Here is a 19,066-nt window from a genome sequence, read left to right on the forward strand (position 1 = left end):
CACCAGATGGCAATCTTTTGATAAAAAATTTCACAAAATACTGCCGTTTTCTGCTATATTATAATACAATATTGGTATATTAACAATAATTATTATCATTAATAAGCAATCATTATCACCCTATATAGATTAGCACAATTATGACAAATTCAACGCTGATTGCACGCTTATGGCTCGGACTTTGTTCTTTATTAGTCATCATTCCTTTAGGTGTCATTTTATCTTCCCTAGGTGAGTTTGATACCGAGATTTGGCAGTTTTTACTTGATTATGAACTGGGTCATTTATTAAAAAATACACTATGGCTCGCATTATCCGTAGGCATCGGCGTAACCGTACTTGGCACAAGTACCGCTTGGCTAACCGCCATGTATCACTTTCCACTCAAACGGCTCTTTTCTTGGGCAATGATGCTACCTTTGGCGGTGCCTGCTTATGTACTGGCTTTTGTACAGCTTGGGATTTTTGATTATACGGGTGTCATCAGTACTTATCTAAGAGAAGCATGGGGGCTTAACAATGGTCTGCCTAACATTAGGCATGGCGGTGGCTTGGCACTCGTCATGAGCCTAACTTTATATCCTTATGTCTATTTACTCTCCAAAAACGCCTTTAGTAGCATGGGTAATCGTGCTTTAGAAGTTGGTGCATCCTTAGGGTTGTCAAATCGACAGTCCTTTTTTAAAATCGCCTTGCCCATGGCACGCCCTTGGATTGCCAGTGGCATCATATTGGCATTGATGGAAGTGTTGGCGGACTTTGGGGCGGTATCTATTTTTGGTTATGATACTTTTACCACCGCCATCTATCAAGCGTGGTATGGTTTTTTTAGCATTGAAACCGCCAAGCAACTAGCAAGTCTTTTGGTTGGCTTGGTGTTTATCTTTTTGGTATTAGAGCAGCTTAGCCGTGGCCGCAAAAGTTTTGAAAGCACGGGTCGCGGTAGTTATCATCGTATCATTGACTTACATGGTATCAAAAAATGGCTGGCATTTAGTTACTGTGCTAGCATATTGTTTTTGGCATTCTTATTACCCATCATACAGCTTAGTCTATGGGTTATTGAAACTTGGCAGGGCATTGATTTTATCGCTGTTGTTGAACAAACCAAAAACTCCATCATCGCTAGCCTATCTGCCGCTGCACTCGTTTCTATCTTTGCCTTTTTTATTAGTCTAAGCATTCGCCATGATACTAGCAAATTTGCCCTAATCAGTGCTAGAATCGCAACGCTTGGTTATGCCATTCCCGGCTCAGTGCTGGCGGTAGGTGTGTTCATTCCTGTGGCGTTTTTGGATAATTATTTGATTGAATACATACCAGCATTTGCCGAGCATGATGCCATCTTTAAAGGAACAGTCATTATTCTACTCATTGCTTATTTGATTCGTTTTTTGGCATTAGGTGTACAAACAATGGATTCTGGCATGAAACGCATTAAAAGTACCCACATTGAAGCCGCCAAAAGCCTAGGGGCAACACCTCTTTCATCACTTTTTAAGGTACATTTACCCCTCATTAAAAGTTCGTTGGGCGTTACCCTACTCATGGTATTTGTAGATACCATGAAAGAAATGCCAATCACTTTAATGATGCGTCCGTTTGACTGGGACACACTGGCAATACGCATCTATTCTTTTACAAGCGAAGGTATGTACGAACAAGCCGCCTTGCCTGCATTGACCATCGTGCTAACAGGACTAATTCCTGTCATTTTATTCGTCAAAATAGACCAAAAGAGCTAAGTTATGCTAACCGTAGAAAATTTATCCATCAAGTTTGACAACAAGACGATTTTAAGCGATGTCAATTTTACTTTAAAAACTGGTGAAATCGCTTGCCTGCTTGGCGCTTCTGGTTGCGGTAAAACAACCATACTACGCTGTCTGTCTGGTTTTGAAAAGCCAAGCACTGGGGTGATTTCTTTAAATGACCATACACTATTTAATAACAACACCAACATTGCTGCTCACCAACGCCAAATCGGCATGGTATTTCAAGATTACTCCCTTTTTCCACATTTGACTGTGGCTCAAAATGTCGGATTTGGCTTAAGTCATTTGGATAAATCCAAAAAAAATGCTCGCATTGATGAGTTATTGACACTGGTCAATCTAAATGCATACAAGCATCGTTATCCACATGAGCTATCAGGCGGACAACAGCAACGAGTTGCCTTGGTGCGTGCTCTCGCCCCAAAACCTAAGCTAATCTTGCTTGATGAACCTTTTTCCAACCTTGATGTTGAGCTACGCACCAACCTATCCAAAGAAGTACGCAAGCTACTCAAATCACAAAATGTCAGTGCCATCTTGGTAACCCATGAACAGTCTGAAGCTTTTGCCATGGCAGATGTGATTGGCGTAATGGCAGATGGCATCATTCAGCAGTGGGCAGACCCAGAAGTACTGTATCACCGCCCCACCAATGCACAGGTTGCCAGTTTTGTCGGAGAAGGTGTCTTATACGATATTCTCAAAGTTCACCCCAATGGTATGGAATGCTCTTTTGGTTTTATTCCTTTATTGCCAAACAACAGCCTAGACACACAGATGCTCATCAGACCGCATGATGTCATTCAAACAAACAATCAAGGCATCGCTGTTAGCATCATAGACAGGGATTTTCGTGGAGGAGACTGGCTTTACACCCTACAAAACAATCAGGGCGATACACTATTTATGCAAACTTCCATGACCAAAGACCGCCCTGCCCATAGAATTGGCGACACCATTGAGGTTGCGATTCATCAAGTGGCAACCTTTTAGCTTAAAAAAGCACATTCTAAGATGTTGATGACTTCATTCAATCATCTTGGATAAAAGCAACTTACTTGTAGTATTGTATTGATTATCATCGTGTATAATGCCTAGATTTAACTCAAGCCGGTTATAACAATTAGGAACTCCCATGACCCCTGTTCTATCTTTATCCACCATTTTATTAAAAGAACCATCTGTTACCCCCAATGACTTTGAGTGCCAAAACATCTTGGCAGATTTTTTGGGTGCGTTAGGCTTTGAATGCGAATTCATGTTCTTTGGCGACCCTAATGATCAAGGCAGTAACGCCCAAATCAAAAATCTCTATGCTAAGAAAAAAGGCACAGACCCTACCGCTCCACACTTATGTTTTGCAGGACATACCGATGTTGTGCCTGTAGGCGATGAGAAACTTTGGACCTACCCACCCTTTTCGGCGACTGTTGCAGATGGTTATCTATGGGGGCGTGGTGCGTCTGACATGAAGACTGCGATTGCTTGTTTTTGTGTGGCGTGTGATGAATTCATCAAACAAAACCCTAGCCATAAGGGTGATGTCTCATTACTCATCACATCAGATGAAGAAGGTGTGGCAATCAACGGTACTCAAAAAGTTGTGCAAGCGTTGGCGGAGCGTGGTGAGCGTATGGACTTTTGTCTTGTGGGCGAACCATCTAGCACCCGTACACTTGGTGATATCATCAAAAACGGCAGGCGTGGCTCATTAAATGGCAGACTTACCGTAACTGGCAAACAAGGGCACATCGCCTATCCACATCTGGCGGTCAATCCCATGCACGAACTTGCCTCTGCTCTTGCCGAACTTGTGGCGACCAAATGGGATGATGGCAACGCCTATTTTCCAGCAACCAGTATGCAAATATCCAACCTAAATGGTGGCACAGGTGCAAGCAATGTCATCGCTGGAAATGTACAAATGCTGTTTAATTTTCGCTATTGCACCGAAAACACAGCAGAGAGCCTAAAAGCCAAAACTCACGCCATTTTGGATAAACATTTTAAGGACAGCAAGGCGACTTATGAGATAGAATGGAATCTATCAGGCGAGCCATTTTTAACTAAGCGAGGTAGCTTTGTTGATGCGGTCGTCTCTGCCATCAAAGAAACTACAGGTACAGACAGCAAACTTTCTACGAGTGGCGGTACATCAGATGGCAGATTTATCGCTCCCATTATGAATGCCCAAGTAGTAGAGCTTGGCGTATTAAATGACACCATTCATCAGATTGATGAAAAGGTGGCGGTAGATGATTTGGAGAAATTATCGTTGATTTATGGCAAAATCTTAAAAAAATTAATCGCCTAGTTCTAACCACCAATCAAAACCCCCTATATTTAGGGGGTTTTGATGATTGCCATCAAGGCGTATAGTAAGTTGCCGAACCTAGTCCAACAGGCAAGCCAAGTACGAACACCCAAATGCAAAACAGGGTTGTCCAGCCCACTAGGAAAATAAGCGAATAAGGAATCATCAGCGACATCAATGTTCCAACACCTGTATCCTTCTTATAACGAATTGCCACCGCCATGATAAGACCAAAGTAACTCATCATCGGCGTGATGATATTGGTGGTGCTATCACCAATACGATACGCCGCCTGAATCGTCTCTGGTGCATAGCCTGTGAGCATAAGCATTGGCACAAAAATCGGTGCGGTAATCGCCCACTGAGCAGATGCCGACCCAAGCATCAGATTGACAAATGCACAAATCAAAATAAAACCAACCAATAGCAAAGGTCCTGTCAAACCAATCTCGTTCAAAAAGTTCGCCCCTGACACCGCCATGACCGAACCAATATTTGACCAGTTAAAAAATGCAGTAAACTGAGCGGCAAAGAATACCAGTACGATATACATACTAAGAGAACTCATGGCAGCACTCATGGCATCTACCACATCGTTATTGGTTTTTATGGTGCCTGTAATCTTACCGTACACAATGCCTGGAATGGCAAAAAACACAAAAATAAACACCACAATACCATGCAAAAATGGCGAACCTGCCACAAGACCTGTCTCAGGATGTCTTAACACGCCATTGGCAGGCACAATCGTCCATGCCAATAACAAACAAAAAACAACCATCGACACACCAGCCCAGAAAAGCCCTTTTTTCTCAATGGCGGTCAGTCGATCCACTTTGCTGTCTAGCACACTTGGGTCGTTGGCGTCATTAGGATTGTACTTACCCAAAGATGGCTCAACGATTTTTTCAGTGATAAAATATCCCAAACCACTGATTAAAAATGTACTTACTGCCATAAAATACCAGTTGGCTTCTGCACCCACCATATATTCAGGGTCAATGATGCGTGCCGCCTCTTGGCTAATGCCAGACAATAAAGGATCAACAGTACCTAGTAGCAAGTTGGCACTATACCCACCTGAAACACCTGCAAAGGCGGCGGCCAATCCTGCCAATGGGTGTCTGCCAAGTGAATGAAAAATCATCGCCGCCAGTGGAATTAGCACCACATAACCCAACTCTGATGCGGTATTTGACATGATGCCTGCAAAGACAATCACAAGCGTTACTATCTTAGGTGGTGCGTTCATAACAAGCCCACGAAGTGCAGCCGATATCATGCCAGAACGCTCAGCAATACCTACGCCAAGCAAAGCAACCAACACCGTGCCAAGCGGTATGAACCCTGTGAAGTTCGACACCAGATTTTCAACAATTCTAGCAAGCCCTTCGCCATTAAGTAGGTTATTGACATAAATCATGCCATCTTCGGCACGACCTTTTGCACCCTCTGGGCGAGGGTCAATGACCGAAACACCCATATAAGACATCACAGCAGATAATGCAAGCAGTATCCCTGACATCCATACAAATAAAATCGCAGGGTGTGGCAAAAGATTGCCAAGCCATTCTACACCCTTTAAAAATCGTCCCATACGAGTAGAATTTTGCTGTTGCATATTTACTCCCTCACAACAAAAAAGCAGACATGATCCAATATCACCATAAAGTTGATCATAAGCATAGAGTCAATCATAAGACAACAAACCCTAATGCTCAAACCCCATCATTAAAACACACTTGCGTAAGAAAAACAAACTTTTCATCATATGATTTATAAGTAATGGTTATTATTTGTTACACAGCGATAAAACTTATCTAAAATAGAATAAAAACCATCTCACAAGCCAACACTTCAATACCAGATAACCATGATTCAATTGCCACAAAAAACCACTTAAAGCCACACGACCTTAAATGGTTCAAGAAATGGGGCAAATCAAATATCTACAAGCCTGCTTGTTCGGTCTAAACAATCAATCTAATTCATCAAGCCATGCCATCTGAATAGCTTCCAAGATGGCTTCGTTTGATTTATTAGGATCATCATCAAACCCTGCAAGTTCACACACATAACGATGCAAATCAGTAAAGCGAATATATTGCACATCTTCATCTGGGTATTTTTCAGACAGCTCAATGGCGATATCTAGCGTATCATGCCAAGTTAATTTCACAACACTTCTCTTTATTGGTTCAAAATTTGGTAAATTTTATCAAAATTAGTCAAAAAATGATATAATAAGTGCATTTTTAACGACCAAAAAACATCATGACCGTACAAACACACAACCCAAAACATCAGCCAAACCCAAAAACCAAGCCACAAATTGCCAAGGCTGACCCCACCAATCCACACCTAACACCGATTGACCGTGAGATTTTAACCCCACCAAATGGACATAAAAAAGTACTATTGCACTCATGCTGTGCCCCTTGTTCAGGCGAGGTCATGGAAGCCATGCTTGCTAGTGGCATTGAATTTACCATTTATTTTTATAATCCTAATATTCACCCAAAAAAAGAATACGAAATCCGCAAAAACGAAAACATCGCCTTTGCCAAAAAGCACGGCATTCCCTTTATTGATGCAGATTATGACATGGATAACTGGTTTGCTCGTGCCAAAGGCATGGAGCAGGACCCCGAGCGAGGTCGCCGTTGTACCATGTGTTTTGATATGCGATTTGAACGCACCGCCTTATACGCCCATGAAAATGGCTTTCCTGTAATGACAAGCTCATTAGGTATTAGCCGTTGGAAAAATATGGCTCAAATCAATGATTGCGGTCATCGTGCAGTCGCCCCCTATGAAGGTTTGGACTACTGGGATTTTAACTGGCGTAAAGGCGGTGGCAGTAGTCGCATGATTGAGATTAGCAAACGAGAACATTTTTATCAGCAAGAATACTGCGGTTGTGCTTATTCTTTGCGTGATACCAATAATTTTCGCCGCAGTCAAGGGCGAGAGCCGATTAAAATTGGCGTCAAATACTATGGCGACGATGAATAGATGAGATAGAAATACTCAAAAAGACTGCCAGTTAGCGGTCTTTTTTATGTCTCTTGATAGCAAAGTCATCGCCGTCAATGATGATATATTTTTCTAATCAATTTTTAATATTTCAATCATTATTTTTAATTAAAAAAACCAAACCAAGCTATCAAATTATTATATTTTACCAAAGTACTTTAACCACTTATAATCATTGAAAAATCATGGGAAGTCTCCCATTATTTCTCTGTTGGCCAACTTAAAATATTTTTTAAGCAAGCAAATGCCAGCTTTTAATCCAAACGAGGAGTGGTTATGAGTAACGAAGTTTTAAATGAACTAAATGACAGCCAAAAAACAGCAGGTGCACCGCAAGGCTGTCCATTTCATGGCAGTAACAGCCTAGATGGTCAAAGCCCAATGGCATGGTGGCCAAAAGCCCTAAACCTTGACATCTTGCATCAACATGACAAAAAAGTTAATCCGCTTGGCGAGGATTTCAACTACGCCGAAGAACTCAAAAAATTGGATGTTGATGCCCTAAAAAAAGATCTAGAAGAAGTACTTCGCACTAGCCAAGACTGGTGGCCTGCTGACCATGGTTACTATGGCGGTTTGATGGGTCGTTTGGCATGGCACTCAGCAGGTTCTTATCGTGCAGCGGACGGTCGTGGCGGTGCCAACACAGGTAATATCCGTTTTGCTCCGCTAAATTCTTGGCCTGACAACGCAAACCTTGACAAAGCTCGCCGTTTGTTGCAACCCATCAAACAAAAATATGGCAACAAAATCTCTTGGGCTGACCTAATCATCTTAGCAGGCACGATGGGCTATGAAGCCGCCGGTCTAAAAACTTTTGGCTTTGCCTTTGGTCGAGAAGACATCTGGCATCCAGAAAAAGACACCTATTGGGGTAGCGAGACCGAATGGCTTGCCAAAACAGGCTCAAAAGGCAACCGCTGGTCTGGCGACCGTAATTTGCAAAACCCACTAGCATCTGTAATGATGGGTCTTATCTACATCAACCCAGAAGGCGTGGACGGCAACCCTGACCCACTAAAAACCGCTCGTGATATGAAAATCACCTTTAAGCGTATGGGTGTAACCGTTGAAGAAACTGTCGCTTTGGTGGCTGGTGGTCATACCATCGGTAAACAGCATGGTAATGGCGACGCTTCCAAAATGGGTGCAGAACCTGAAGCGGCCGACATCGCAGAGCAAGGCTTGGGCTGGAGTCAACCAAATCCAGGCAAAGTTACTTCTGGTATCGAAGGTGCATGGACAACCAACCCTGACCGCTGGGATAACGAGTTCTTCAAATTATTGTTCAAATATGAAGACAAGTTCCAAATCGTTCACTCACCTGCTGGAGCAAAACAGTGGGAACCATCCGAAATGGATGAAGAGGACATGCCAGTTGACCAAAACGATCCGTCCATCAAACGCAAAATCACGATGAACGATGGCGATATGGCACTTATCAAAGACCCAGAATACCGTGCGATTTCTGAAAAATTCTTAAACGACCAAGCAGCGTTTGACGATGCGTTTGCTCGTGCATGGTTTAAGCTGACTCACCGTGACATGGGACCAAAATCTCGTTATAAAGGTCCACTTGTACCACAAGAAGACTTGATTTGGCAAGATCCAATTCCTGCACCTAAATATGTACCAACCGATGCAGAAGTTGCTTCTTTGAAAGAACAAATCTTGGCATCTGGTCTAAGCATCTCTGAACTTGTGGCAACCGCTTGGGATAGTGCTCGTACTTTCCGCCAGTCAGATTATCGTGGTGGTGCAAACGGTGCAAGGATTCGCCTAGCTCCACAAAAAGACTGGATTGGCAACGAACCTGAACGCCTAGCTAAAGTTTTGGCTGTTTACGAAAAACTATCAGCTCAGACCAATGTATCTATCGCTGACCTTATCGTGCTAGGTGGTACAGCTGCTGTTGAAAAAGCCATCAAAGACGCAGGCTTTAATGTGGAAGTACCATTTAATGCAGGTCGTGGCGATGCCGTTCAAGAGATGACTGATGTTGAGAGCTTTGAGTATCTAAAACCTATCCACGATGGCTTTAGAAACTTCCAAGAAGCTCACTATGAACCACAGCCAGAAGAGTTATTGCTTGATCGTGCACAGCTAATGGGCTTAACCGCTGTTGAAATGACTGTGCTTGTCGGCGGTCTGCGTGTGTTAGGTGCTAACCATGGCGACAGCAAGCACGGTGTCTTTACCGACCGTATCGGTGTATTGACCACTGACTTCTTCCGTAACCTTGTGGATATGGGCAACAAGTGGGAGCCAACAGGTCGCAACAGCTACAACATTGTAGACCGTAAGTCTGGCGAAACTAAGTTTACCGCCACTCGTGTGGATTTGGTATTCGGTTCAAACTCTATCCTTCGTGCCTATGCAGAGCTTTACGCACAAGACGACTCTGGCGAGAAATTCGCTCGTGACTTTGTTAAAGCATGGACCAAGGTAATGAACGCTGACCGTTATGACTTAGGTTGCAACTGCTAAGAACAGCCAAACGGTTAATTGTTACATAAAAAACACTCCCAATTGGGGGTGTTTTTTTATCGGCAAGTCGTTAATTTTTATGCTAAAATAACCATCAAATAACTTTACTTAACATTGCTTTTATAAAATACATAAATAAAATGATTGCAAATCAATTTGCCAACCTTATAATGTTCAGCCGTTCAGCCGTTCAGCCGTTCAGCCGTTCAGCCGTTCAGCCGTTCAGCCGTTCAGCCGTTCAGCCGTTCAGCCGTTCAGCCGTTCAGCCGTTCAGCCGTTCAGCCGTTCAGCCGTTCAGCCGTTCAGCCGTTCAGCCGTTCAGCCGTTCAGCCGTTCAGCCGTTCAGCCGTTCAGCCGTTCAGCCGTTCAGCCGTTATTTTGCGGACTTTTAACTAAAAGTCAAGCCAAAACTTATCTATTTTTTAGCCTATCGCTGTTTGGTGACAGGCTTTTTTCATACTTGCAAAAAGGCGGTATCAAATGACCGCCAAACAAGCTAAATCCAAAAAACGCACGCCTAATTTACGCATCGTAAATATCAATGAAAACACCTTATACCAACACTGCCCTGAGATTTTAGAAATTTTGTTAAAAGGCAGGTCCACTTCTTTTTATAACAAACGCAAATGCAATATTATTTGGGCAAATAATAACTATGAATATTTGAGTGAGCATTATCAAGCCACCTGTCAAATCACGCCCAATCTCATCACAGGCGATAAAAAAGGCTTGATTGTGCCACGAGCCTTAAAATCCAAAGCACAACAAAAACAGCGTACCAAAAATAAAGCCGAAGTGTTTACCCCAAGTTGGGTGGTCAAATTACAAAATGATGCATTGGATGCAAATTTTATCAATAACGATTTAACAACTTATATTTCACGCATTTGGCTTGAGATTACTTGCAGGGAAGCTCCGTATATCGCCAATCGCTATGAAATATCCACCGCCAAAAAAATTGCCATAAATAAAAGAGTGGGGTTTTGGATAGAAAATTACAAAGAATTAACACAGAAATTCATCATAAACAAAAATGGCAAAAATTCGTCAAAAAAGCCTATCAATCTTGCTATGGTTTTGAGTGGAATGGCGATTCTTTATTGTTGGCAAGGCAGAATTTATTGGCAACTTATTATGACTATTATTGCGACAAATGGGGCGACAAACCACCTTATGATGCTTTAAAACAAATTGCCAAAATCATCAGCTATAACATTTTTCAAATGGACGGCTTGACAAAGTGCATTCCTTTATCAAAAAGAATTGAAACGATTATAAGTTATCAGACAGATTTATTTGATGACCCAAAACCAAAAACCATCATACATCAAGGTCGGACTACCAAAATCAAAAATTGGCAGACAGGCAAACTGATTGATTTTATGGAGAGTAGCCAATGAGTAAAGTAAACCTGCAAACAACCAAAAGAATTTATCCACAAATTTATGCGTATATATTGCCAACTGTCAGCGATAAAGAAGGATGGGTAAAAATCGGCTATACCGAACGCGAAGATGTGCATACTCGCATCAAAGAACAGGTTGGCACGGTGGATTGACATATGATTTATTATGGCACAAACTTGCTAAATTTCATAAAGACGAAGATAGTTATTTTAATGACCATTTATTGCACGATTATTTGACACGCCATAAAAATATCAAAAAACAAAAAGAATGGTTTTTTTATAATGGCACACCCAAAAAAAGTTTGGATGATTTTAATGATTTTGTTACTCAATATTATAATCAAGCCAAAGAGCATTGTGAATATCAATTACGCCAAGAGCAGCAAGATGCGGTCAATCAAACTTTGGCGTATTTTAAAGACAATCTGCATAGTGAATTTTTGTGGAATGCCAAGCCAAGATTTGGTAAAACTTTAACCACTTATGACTTGGCAATAAAATTAAAAGCCAAAAAAGTATTGATTGTTACCAACCGCCCTGCAATCGCCAATTCGTGGTTTGATGATTTTGAGCAATTTATTGCGTGGCAGACCGATTTTGCCTTTGTTTCAAGTACTGATGCGTTAAGGGATAGGGCGACTTTAAGCCGTGAACAATATTTGGAGCAAATGACAAAGCCTAACGGCAAAAAGCATATGATTGCTTTTATTTCTTTGCAAGATTTAAAAGGGTCGATGCATTTTAGCCCAGACGGCACGCTGGATAAATTAAAATGGGTAAAAGAGTTAGAATGGGATTTGTTGGTCATTAATGAAGCTCATGAAGGCGTGGATACCTTAAAAACCAATGTCGCATTTGAGCAAATTAGCCGAGATTTCACCCTGCATTTATCAGGTACGCCATTTAAAGCGTTGGCGGACGGTAAATTTACCCAAGATGAAATTTATAATTGGAGCTATATAGATGAACAATCGGCTAAATTAAATTGGTCTAACGAAGATAGCAATCCTTACAAAACCCTACCTACTTTAAATTTATTTAGCTATCAGATGAGTGCGATGATTAGCGATAAAGTGAATAAGGGGGCGGATATTAAAGGTCAAAATCTGGATTTTACTTTTGATTTAAATGAATTTTTTGCCACAAACGACAAAGGCAAATTTGAACACGAAAAAGAAGTCAAAAAATGGTTAGATACTTTAAGTAAAAATGAAAAATACCCTTTTTCTACCAAAGAATTGCGAGATGAAATCAAGCACTCGTTTTGGTATTTAGACCGTGTAGCCAGTGCCAAAGCATTAAAAAAATTGCTAGAAAATCACCCTGTTTTTGAAAATTACCATATTATTTTGGCAGCGGGCAATGGGCGTTTTGATAATGAAACGGTCAATCAAAATGCCCTACAACGAGTCAAAGAAGCCATTAAAAACCACGACAAAACCATTACGCTATCGGTAGGACAACTCACCACAGGCATCACCATTCCAGAGTGGACGGCGGTCTTGATGTTATCCAATGTCAAATCGCCAGCACAATATTGGCAAACAGCATTTAGAGCCCAAAATCCGTGGGTATATGAAAAAGACGGACAAGTTTTGCAAAAACACAATGCTTATGTTTTTGATTTTGCTCCAGAACGCACTTTGATTATTTATGATGAATTTGCCAATAATTTATTGTCAAACACTTCAAATGGTGGTGGCACAGAAAATCAACGAAAAGAGAATATCAAACAACTCTTAAATTTCTTTCCTGTCATCGCCGAAGATAGCGAAGGCAAGATGATTGAGCTTGATGTTGATCAAGTATTAACCATTCCAAAAACCTTTAAAGCCACCGAAGTCGTTAGACGGGGTTTTATGAGCAATTTATTATTCCAAAATATTTCAGGGATTTTTGGTGCAAATAGCGAAGTGCTTGAAATTTTAGAACAAATTGACCCTTATGATAATGGCAAAATCAATAAAGAAAAAGCCAATAAAGCGATTGATACCCAAGGCGTACAAGTAGATGATAATGGCAATGCGGTGGCGGATAATGAAATTGTTATCAATACCAACAATGCTCGTTTTGGCGAAAAAGTCTATGGCGATATTCAGACAACAACCGAACAAATCATTCAAAATGAAAATTTGAACAATGATGATTTGGCAAAAAAAGTTGCCGATGTACTTACCCAAACTACCCAAACCGCCTTTAATGAACTAGCAAAAGACAATGGCTTAACCGAAAAATTTGCCGAAAAAGTCGTAAAAGCACAAAGTCAAGCGATAATAGGCGAAATCCAAAAAATCCAAAGCCATAGCCAAATCGCTCAAAACCAAATCAAAGCCGAGTATGAAAATGACTTAAAAAATGCCAAAAGCGATGATGAAAAACAGCAGATCCAAAAGGATTATGAAACCAAAACGCAAGTAATAAACCAAAATTTACAAACTCAAATCAGCCGAACAGTCAGTGAAAAAGTCGCCGAATTTACCCAAAACAGCACCAAAACCATCTTACAAAAAGCTGAGCAAAATAAACAAAATACGGTCGAAGACGATGTGAGTGGGCGGTTGCGTGGATTTAGTCGCACCATTCCATCTTTTTTAATGGCGTATGGCGATAAAAACACCACATTGGCGAATTTTGACAGCCATATTTCAGACAGCGTTTTTAAAGAAGTTACAGGCATTACCCTTGAACAATTTCGTGTGTTGCGAGATAAACATCAATTTTTTGATGAACAGGTGTTTGATACATCAATCCAAGAGTTTTTACATAAACGCTTTGCTCTTGCCAATTATTTTGACGAAAGTCAAACCGAAGACATTTTTGATTATATTCCACCCCAAAAAACCAATCAGATTTTTACCCCAAAATGGGTAGTAAAAATGATGATGGACAAATTTGAAAGCGAAAATCCTGATATTTTTAAAAATCCTGATATCACATTTGCCGATTTGTATATGAAATCAGGTCTGTATATCACTGAAATTGTCAAAAGATTATATATTGGTTTAGAAAGTGAATTTCCAAATCCGACCGAGCGATTAAAACATATTTTTGCCAATCAAATTTATGGCTTTGCCCCAAGCGAGATTATTTATCAAATTGCCAAAAACTTTATTTTAGGGTTTGATGATAATCAGCATATCAAGCACAATATTGTGATGCTGGATACCACCCCATACGCCGAAAGCCTGTATAAAGGGGGCGATTTGGATTTTAATGAAAAATTAACCAAGATTTTTGGAAAAGTGATGAAATTTGATGCAATTGTAGGTAATCCGCCTTATCAAGAAAACCGTAAAGATACCAGAGATGATGCAATTTATCATTATTTTTATGAGTTGGCAGAACAATGTTCGGATAAATATTGCTTAATTTCGCCTGCAAGGTTTTTGTTTAATGCGGGTAGCACAGATAAAAAATGGAATGAAAAAATGCTAAATGATGAGCATTTAAGGGTTTTATTCTATGAACAAAATTCATCTAAAATTTTTCCAAATACCGATATTAAAGGTGGTATTGCAATTATTCAAAAAGATAGGAATAAAAATTTTGGTAAAATTGGCACTTTTTCAAACTTCCAAGAACTAAATTCTATTTCTGAAAAAGTTACTAAATTAAAAGAAAATACATTAGATACAATAATGTCAGGTCAAGGTATCTACAAATTCACACCAAAAATGCACCAAGAAAACCCAAATGTCAAAAATATTTTATCAAAAAGTCATCCAAATGATGTTGGAACTGGCGTTTTGGAAAGTTTACATAACATATTATTTTTTGAAAAAATAGAAAAAGATGGTTTTGAGTATGTAGAAGTTTTGGGTCGCTATCAAAATCAAAGAGTGCGTCATTTCATCAGAAAAGACTACATTAATGAGCCTTTTGCTTTTGATAAGTTTAAAGTCATTTTACCCAAAGCAAATGGTTCTGGGGCGATTGGTGAAGTGCTAAGCACACCCCTAATCGGGTTTACTCAAACTTTTATATCTATTGGTGCTTTTGATAGTTTATTAGAAGCCGAAAACTGTTTAAAATATGTTAAATCTAAATTTGCCAGAACAATGCTTGGAATTAAAAAAATCACACAAGGAAATAAAACCAAAGAAGTTTGGTCAAAAGTCCCCCCACAAGATTTTACCGAAAATTCTGATATTGATTGGACAAAATCCATTGCCGATATTGATAAACAACTGTATGCCAAATACGGATTAAGCGATGATGAAATCGCTTTTATTGAAAGCAAAGTAAAAGCGATGGAATAATTACAAAACCCAACAAACCCATCACCTAAACAATGTTACAATAGCACCGCTAGGTACACTGCCAAGCCGATGATAAATTAAAAGGATAAATTTATGAAAGACAACAAAACCCACACAACCAACCCCCAAGATACCCAAAAAATAGGCTGTCCTGTTAGCCCCCTAACACGCCAAAACGGTGCTCCCGTTGCTGACAACCAAAACTCCCTAACCGCAGGAGCAAGAGGTCCACTCCTTACCCAAGATTTATGGCTTAATGAAAAGCTTGCTGATTTTGCTCGTGAAGTGATTCCAGAACGCCGTATGCACGCCAAAGGATCTGGGGCGTTTGGTACTTTTACCGTGACCAACGACATCACTCAATATACTCGTGCAGCGATTTTTAGTGAAGTGGGTAAAAAGACCGAAATGTTCGCTCGCTTTACTACCGTAGCTGGTGAACGAGGTGCAGCCGATGCCGAGCGAGATATTCGCGGCTTTGCTCTAAAATTTTATACCGAAGAGGGCAACTGGGATATGGTAGGCAACAACACACCTGTATTCTTTTTAAGAGACCCAAGAAAATTCCCAGATCTAAACAAAGCAGTCAAAAGAGATCCTAAGACCAATATGCGTAGCCCCACCAACAACTGGGACTTTTGGACACTGCTACCAGAGGCTTTCCACCAAGTTACCATTGTGATGAGTGACCGTGGCATTCCAAAATCATTCCGCCATATGCACGGCTTTGGTTCACATACTTATAGTTTTATCAATGCCAAAAATGAGCGTTTTTGGGTCAAATTCCATTTCCGCACCCAACAAGGCATTGAAAATTTAACAGACAGCGAAGCTGAAGCGGTTATTGCTAAAGACCGTGAGAGCAACCAGCGTGATTTGTTTAACGCCATTGAGCGTGGCGACTTTCCTAAGTGGAAAATGTATGTACAGATTATGCCAGAGGTGGATGCTGAAAAAGTACCTTATCACCCCTTTGACCTAACTAAAGTATGGCCAAAAGGCGATTATCCTTTGATTGAGGTGGGCGAATTTGAATTAAACAAAAATCCAGAGAACTTCTTTTTAGATGTGGAACAAGCTGCCTTTGCCCCAAGCAACCTTGTACCAGGCATTAGCGTATCGCCTGATAAGATGCTACAAGCTCGTCTGTTTAACTATGCTGATGCCCAGCGTTATCGCTTAGGGGTAAACCACCATCAAATTCCAGTCAATCGTGCACGCTGCCCTGTGTACAGCAATCAGCGAGATAGTCAAGGGCGTGTGGATGACAATTATGGCAGTCGTGTGCATTACGAGCCAAATAGCTTTGGGCAATGGCAAGAACAACCTCAATATGCCGAGCCGCCACTACGCATTGATGGCAGTGCTCAACATTTTGATTTTCGTGAAGATGATAATGACTATTTTAGCCAGCCACGAGCGTTATTTAATCTGATGAACGACACCCAAAAACAGGCGTTGTTTGACAATACAGCGGCTGCTATGGGCGATGCCCCTGATTTCATCAAATACCGCCATATTCGTAACTGCCACTTTTGCGACAAAGCCTATGGTGAGGGCGTGGCGAAGGCATTGGGATTGACGGTTGACGAAGCGATAAAAGCATATGACACCGACCCTGCCAAACACTTGCCAAGTTGTTTGGCACCATAATTGACCGATTGTAATCAAAAAAAACATTTTATAAACCACACCCCAAAAGTTGAACTTCTGGGGTGTGGTTTATTTAAATATAGAATAATAAAAAGCCTTAAAACTGTGCCACATACTCATCAAGCAACTCAAACAGTCGAGCAATCTCTTTATGAGTGGTGTAATGTAAAAAGCCTACACGCAAAAATCCGCACTCCACCAAGTCCAGATGACGCACGACATCCAACGCATAAAAATTACCAGATGGTAGGGCAACATTCCTATCGCCAAGCCATTTTGAGACATTGGCAGGCGGTATGATTTGTCCATCCTTGATTAGATTGAAGGCAAAGGTTGGTGTGCGATGATTACTACTGTTTTTGCCATATAACTGAATATATGATCGCTCGTTCACAAAAGCCAAAAACGCCTGACTCAATGAATATTCATAAGACTGCACCACCTGATAGGCACGCATCAAGCGTTTGTCCATATCGCCATCTTGCCCACCAAGATTTGCCCAATACTGCATTAAGGCAATAAATCCTGCTTGAGCTTCAAAAGACTGCGTACCCTGCTCAAAAGCGAAAGGTCGTATATGAGTAGCAGGCTCAACCTTATAAGGTGGCAAATCAAGCACTCGCTTAGAGGCATACGCCATACCAAGTCTAGCACCGCCTAGCTTATAGCTAGATGCAAAGAGTAAGTCACAATCAAGCTGAGTGGCGTTGATTTTTTCATGCACAATGGCATGTACAGCATCAATGGCAACATAAGCATTGACTGCCTTAGCACGGCTGATAATAGGGCCAATCTCGGTGCGTGTGCCAATAACATTAGATGCTAAAGACACCGCCACCAAGCGTGTTTGTTCATCAATAAGGGACTGTATGTTAGTCAAATCAAGCGAGCTACCATCGGCATTCAAAGGAATGCGTCTGACTTGCAAGCCTTTTTCTTCAGCAACACTCTGCCATGATGAGACATTGGAGAAATGGTCAATCTGACTAACAACAATATTATCCCCCGCCTGCCAAGTGCGTGCCAATACTCGTGAAAACTGAAACATCAGACTGGTAGCGTTTAATCCAAAAACAACCTGCTGTGGCTCACAGCCTAGCCATAGTCCAGCCACTTGACGAGCTTTGTCGTTAATGGCGGTCGTGCGTCTGCCTGCATCTGCCAAGCCACCCATATTACTGTGATATTTGCCCAGATATTCACTCATGGCACCAGTAACCATCTTTGGTACTTGACTGCCGCCTGGACCATCAAAAAATATTGGTGACTGTCCGTGTTCATCCAAGCAATTAAAAGCCAAGAACTCTTGGCGGATACTTTCTGGATTGTACATTTGCACTCCTACATTATCCATCGGCATAACTTCCACAAGACATCTTTTATGATAGATGTGCGGTAAGCACAAATAAATCCCAATGACCCGACTGTTTCGTCGTGGTCAGCTCGGTGGCGTAGTGCCACAGCTTATCATCATCCATCACACAATATACACCCACATCACTTGGGAGCGTGGTGATGATATCTTTGGCATCGTTTGTTCTATAAATACATAAGTCTGCACCTTGAACATCATCAAAGCTGACAGTAAACATACCAATGCGGTCAAAGCCATCTTGGTGTAAGCCTTCTGGCGTCGTGATGGTCGGTGCCGATGGGTCATTGGCAACGACTCGTATCTGATGCACTTCAATGGTGGCAGCATTTGGCAGACCGCCCTGCTTGGCGAAAGCGTCCACAATGGTTAAAAACCCATCATCTTGTATCAATTCATCACTCAAATCGTCATACTGACGAACAACACCGCCCTGAAACTTGTTTAACTCTTCACTTTGCACAAACTGACTGCCTCGTATCAATTCAATATTACGAGCCTGTTGGTCATAGATCAATTTAGAATAACGACGCAAACGATAACTGCCGTCTTTATATGAGCTTGGCGTTAGAGTGTCAAAATCCTTGCTTAAAGGTCCGATAAGATCTTTAGGTAGATTACCTGTATGTAGTAGAGCTGTCATAATAATATCCTTATAACTTACTGACAAAATAAGATGGGTAAATTTAGCAGATACATAATATACCAAAAAATTTTTTTTCTTACAAATAAAAAAAATTTATATATCAAGCTAAAAAGAAA

At 41.0% G+C, this 19,066-nt stretch carries 14 protein-coding genes; 10 read left to right on the plus strand and 4 right to left on the minus strand.

Translation table 11 applies throughout. The annotated features are described in order from the left end of the window. Positions 1 to 140 precede the first annotated feature (140 nt). The 3 genes from L3D27_RS08595 to dapE all read left to right on the plus strand — a co-directional run bounded on the left by L3D27_RS08595 (position 141) and on the right by dapE (position 4,089). Positions 141 to 1,745: an ABC transporter permease gene (locus L3D27_RS08595; RefSeq protein ID WP_432480926.1), complete on the plus strand. Its 1,605-nt coding sequence runs from the start codon at positions 141 to 143 to the stop codon at positions 1,743 to 1,745. A gap of 3 nt (positions 1,746 to 1,748) precedes the next feature. Beyond that, complete coding sequence (locus tag L3D27_RS08600) at positions 1,749 to 2,768, plus strand: ABC transporter ATP-binding protein (protein WP_432480927.1); 1,020 nt, start codon at positions 1,749 to 1,751, stop codon at positions 2,766 to 2,768. 142 nt (positions 2,769 to 2,910) lie between these two features. Further along, positions 2,911 to 4,089, plus strand: coding sequence for a succinyl-diaminopimelate desuccinylase (gene dapE / locus L3D27_RS08605; RefSeq protein ID WP_284673274.1), 1,179 nt, complete (start codon positions 2,911 to 2,913; stop codon positions 4,087 to 4,089). Between the two features lie 52 nt (positions 4,090 to 4,141). Here dapE and L3D27_RS08610 read toward each other — a convergent pair whose 3' ends face one another. Both L3D27_RS08610 and iscX read right to left on the minus strand, forming a co-directional pair. Further along, on the minus strand, positions 4,142 to 5,710 hold the full coding sequence (locus tag L3D27_RS08610) for an AbgT family transporter (RefSeq protein WP_432480928.1): 1,569 nt from the start codon (positions 5,708 to 5,710) through the stop codon (positions 4,142 to 4,144). A 357-nt stretch (positions 5,711 to 6,067) separates the two neighbouring features. After that, positions 6,068 to 6,268 carry a Fe-S cluster assembly protein IscX gene (gene iscX / locus L3D27_RS08615; protein WP_284673276.1) on the minus strand — a complete coding sequence of 67 codons (201 nt, stop codon included), beginning with the start codon at positions 6,266 to 6,268 and terminating at the stop codon, positions 6,068 to 6,070. Between the two features lie 95 nt (positions 6,269 to 6,363). Here iscX and L3D27_RS08620 point away from each other — a divergent pair, with 95 nt between their 5' ends. The 7 genes from L3D27_RS08620 to L3D27_RS08650 all read left to right on the plus strand — a co-directional run bounded on the left by L3D27_RS08620 (position 6,364) and on the right by L3D27_RS08650 (position 16,932). Then, positions 6,364 to 7,104: an epoxyqueuosine reductase QueH gene (locus tag L3D27_RS08620; RefSeq protein ID WP_284673277.1), complete on the plus strand. Its 741-nt coding sequence runs from the start codon at positions 6,364 to 6,366 to the stop codon at positions 7,102 to 7,104. A 297-nt stretch (positions 7,105 to 7,401) separates the two neighbouring features. Next, on the plus strand, positions 7,402 to 9,612 hold the full coding sequence (gene katG, locus L3D27_RS08625; RefSeq protein WP_432480929.1) for a catalase/peroxidase HPI: 2,211 nt from the start codon (positions 7,402 to 7,404) through the stop codon (positions 9,610 to 9,612). 140 nt (positions 9,613 to 9,752) lie between these two features. Next, complete coding sequence (locus L3D27_RS08630; RefSeq protein WP_432480930.1) at positions 9,753 to 10,004, plus strand: hypothetical protein; 252 nt, start codon at positions 9,753 to 9,755, stop codon at positions 10,002 to 10,004. Positions 10,005 to 10,092: 88 nt separating this feature from the next. Then, a complete protein-coding gene (locus L3D27_RS08635) occupies positions 10,093 to 10,797 on the plus strand; it encodes a hypothetical protein (protein WP_432480931.1) in 705 nt (234 codons plus the stop codon). Between the two features lie 211 nt (positions 10,798 to 11,008). Further along, positions 11,009 to 11,170 carry a hypothetical protein gene (locus L3D27_RS08640; RefSeq protein ID WP_432480932.1) on the plus strand — a complete coding sequence of 54 codons (162 nt, stop codon included), beginning with the start codon at positions 11,009 to 11,011 and terminating at the stop codon, positions 11,168 to 11,170. After that, positions 11,167 to 15,279: an Eco57I restriction-modification methylase domain-containing protein gene (locus L3D27_RS08645; protein WP_432480933.1), complete on the plus strand. Its 4,113-nt coding sequence runs from the start codon at positions 11,167 to 11,169 to the stop codon at positions 15,277 to 15,279. The genes L3D27_RS08640 and L3D27_RS08645 overlap by 4 nt, the downstream gene beginning before the upstream one ends. Before the next feature lie 93 nt (positions 15,280 to 15,372). Then, complete coding sequence (locus L3D27_RS08650; RefSeq protein ID WP_432480934.1) at positions 15,373 to 16,932, plus strand: catalase; 1,560 nt, start codon at positions 15,373 to 15,375, stop codon at positions 16,930 to 16,932. Positions 16,933 to 17,029: 97 nt separating this feature from the next. Here L3D27_RS08650 and L3D27_RS08655 read toward each other — a convergent pair whose 3' ends face one another. Together L3D27_RS08655 and L3D27_RS08660 are read right to left on the minus strand one after the other, a co-directional pair. Continuing rightward, positions 17,030 to 18,265: an aminotransferase class V-fold PLP-dependent enzyme gene (locus L3D27_RS08655; RefSeq protein WP_432480935.1), complete on the minus strand. Its 1,236-nt coding sequence runs from the start codon at positions 18,263 to 18,265 to the stop codon at positions 17,030 to 17,032. Positions 18,266 to 18,311: 46 nt separating this feature from the next. Beyond that, positions 18,312 to 18,947, minus strand: coding sequence for a 2OG-Fe dioxygenase family protein (locus L3D27_RS08660; RefSeq protein ID WP_373628314.1), 636 nt, complete (start codon positions 18,945 to 18,947; stop codon positions 18,312 to 18,314). Positions 18,948 to 19,066 lie beyond the last annotated feature (119 nt).

This window comes from Moraxella sp. ZY200743 (assembly GCF_050885545.1).
Classification (GTDB): Bacteria; Pseudomonadota; Gammaproteobacteria; order Pseudomonadales; family Moraxellaceae; genus Moraxella; species Moraxella haemolytica.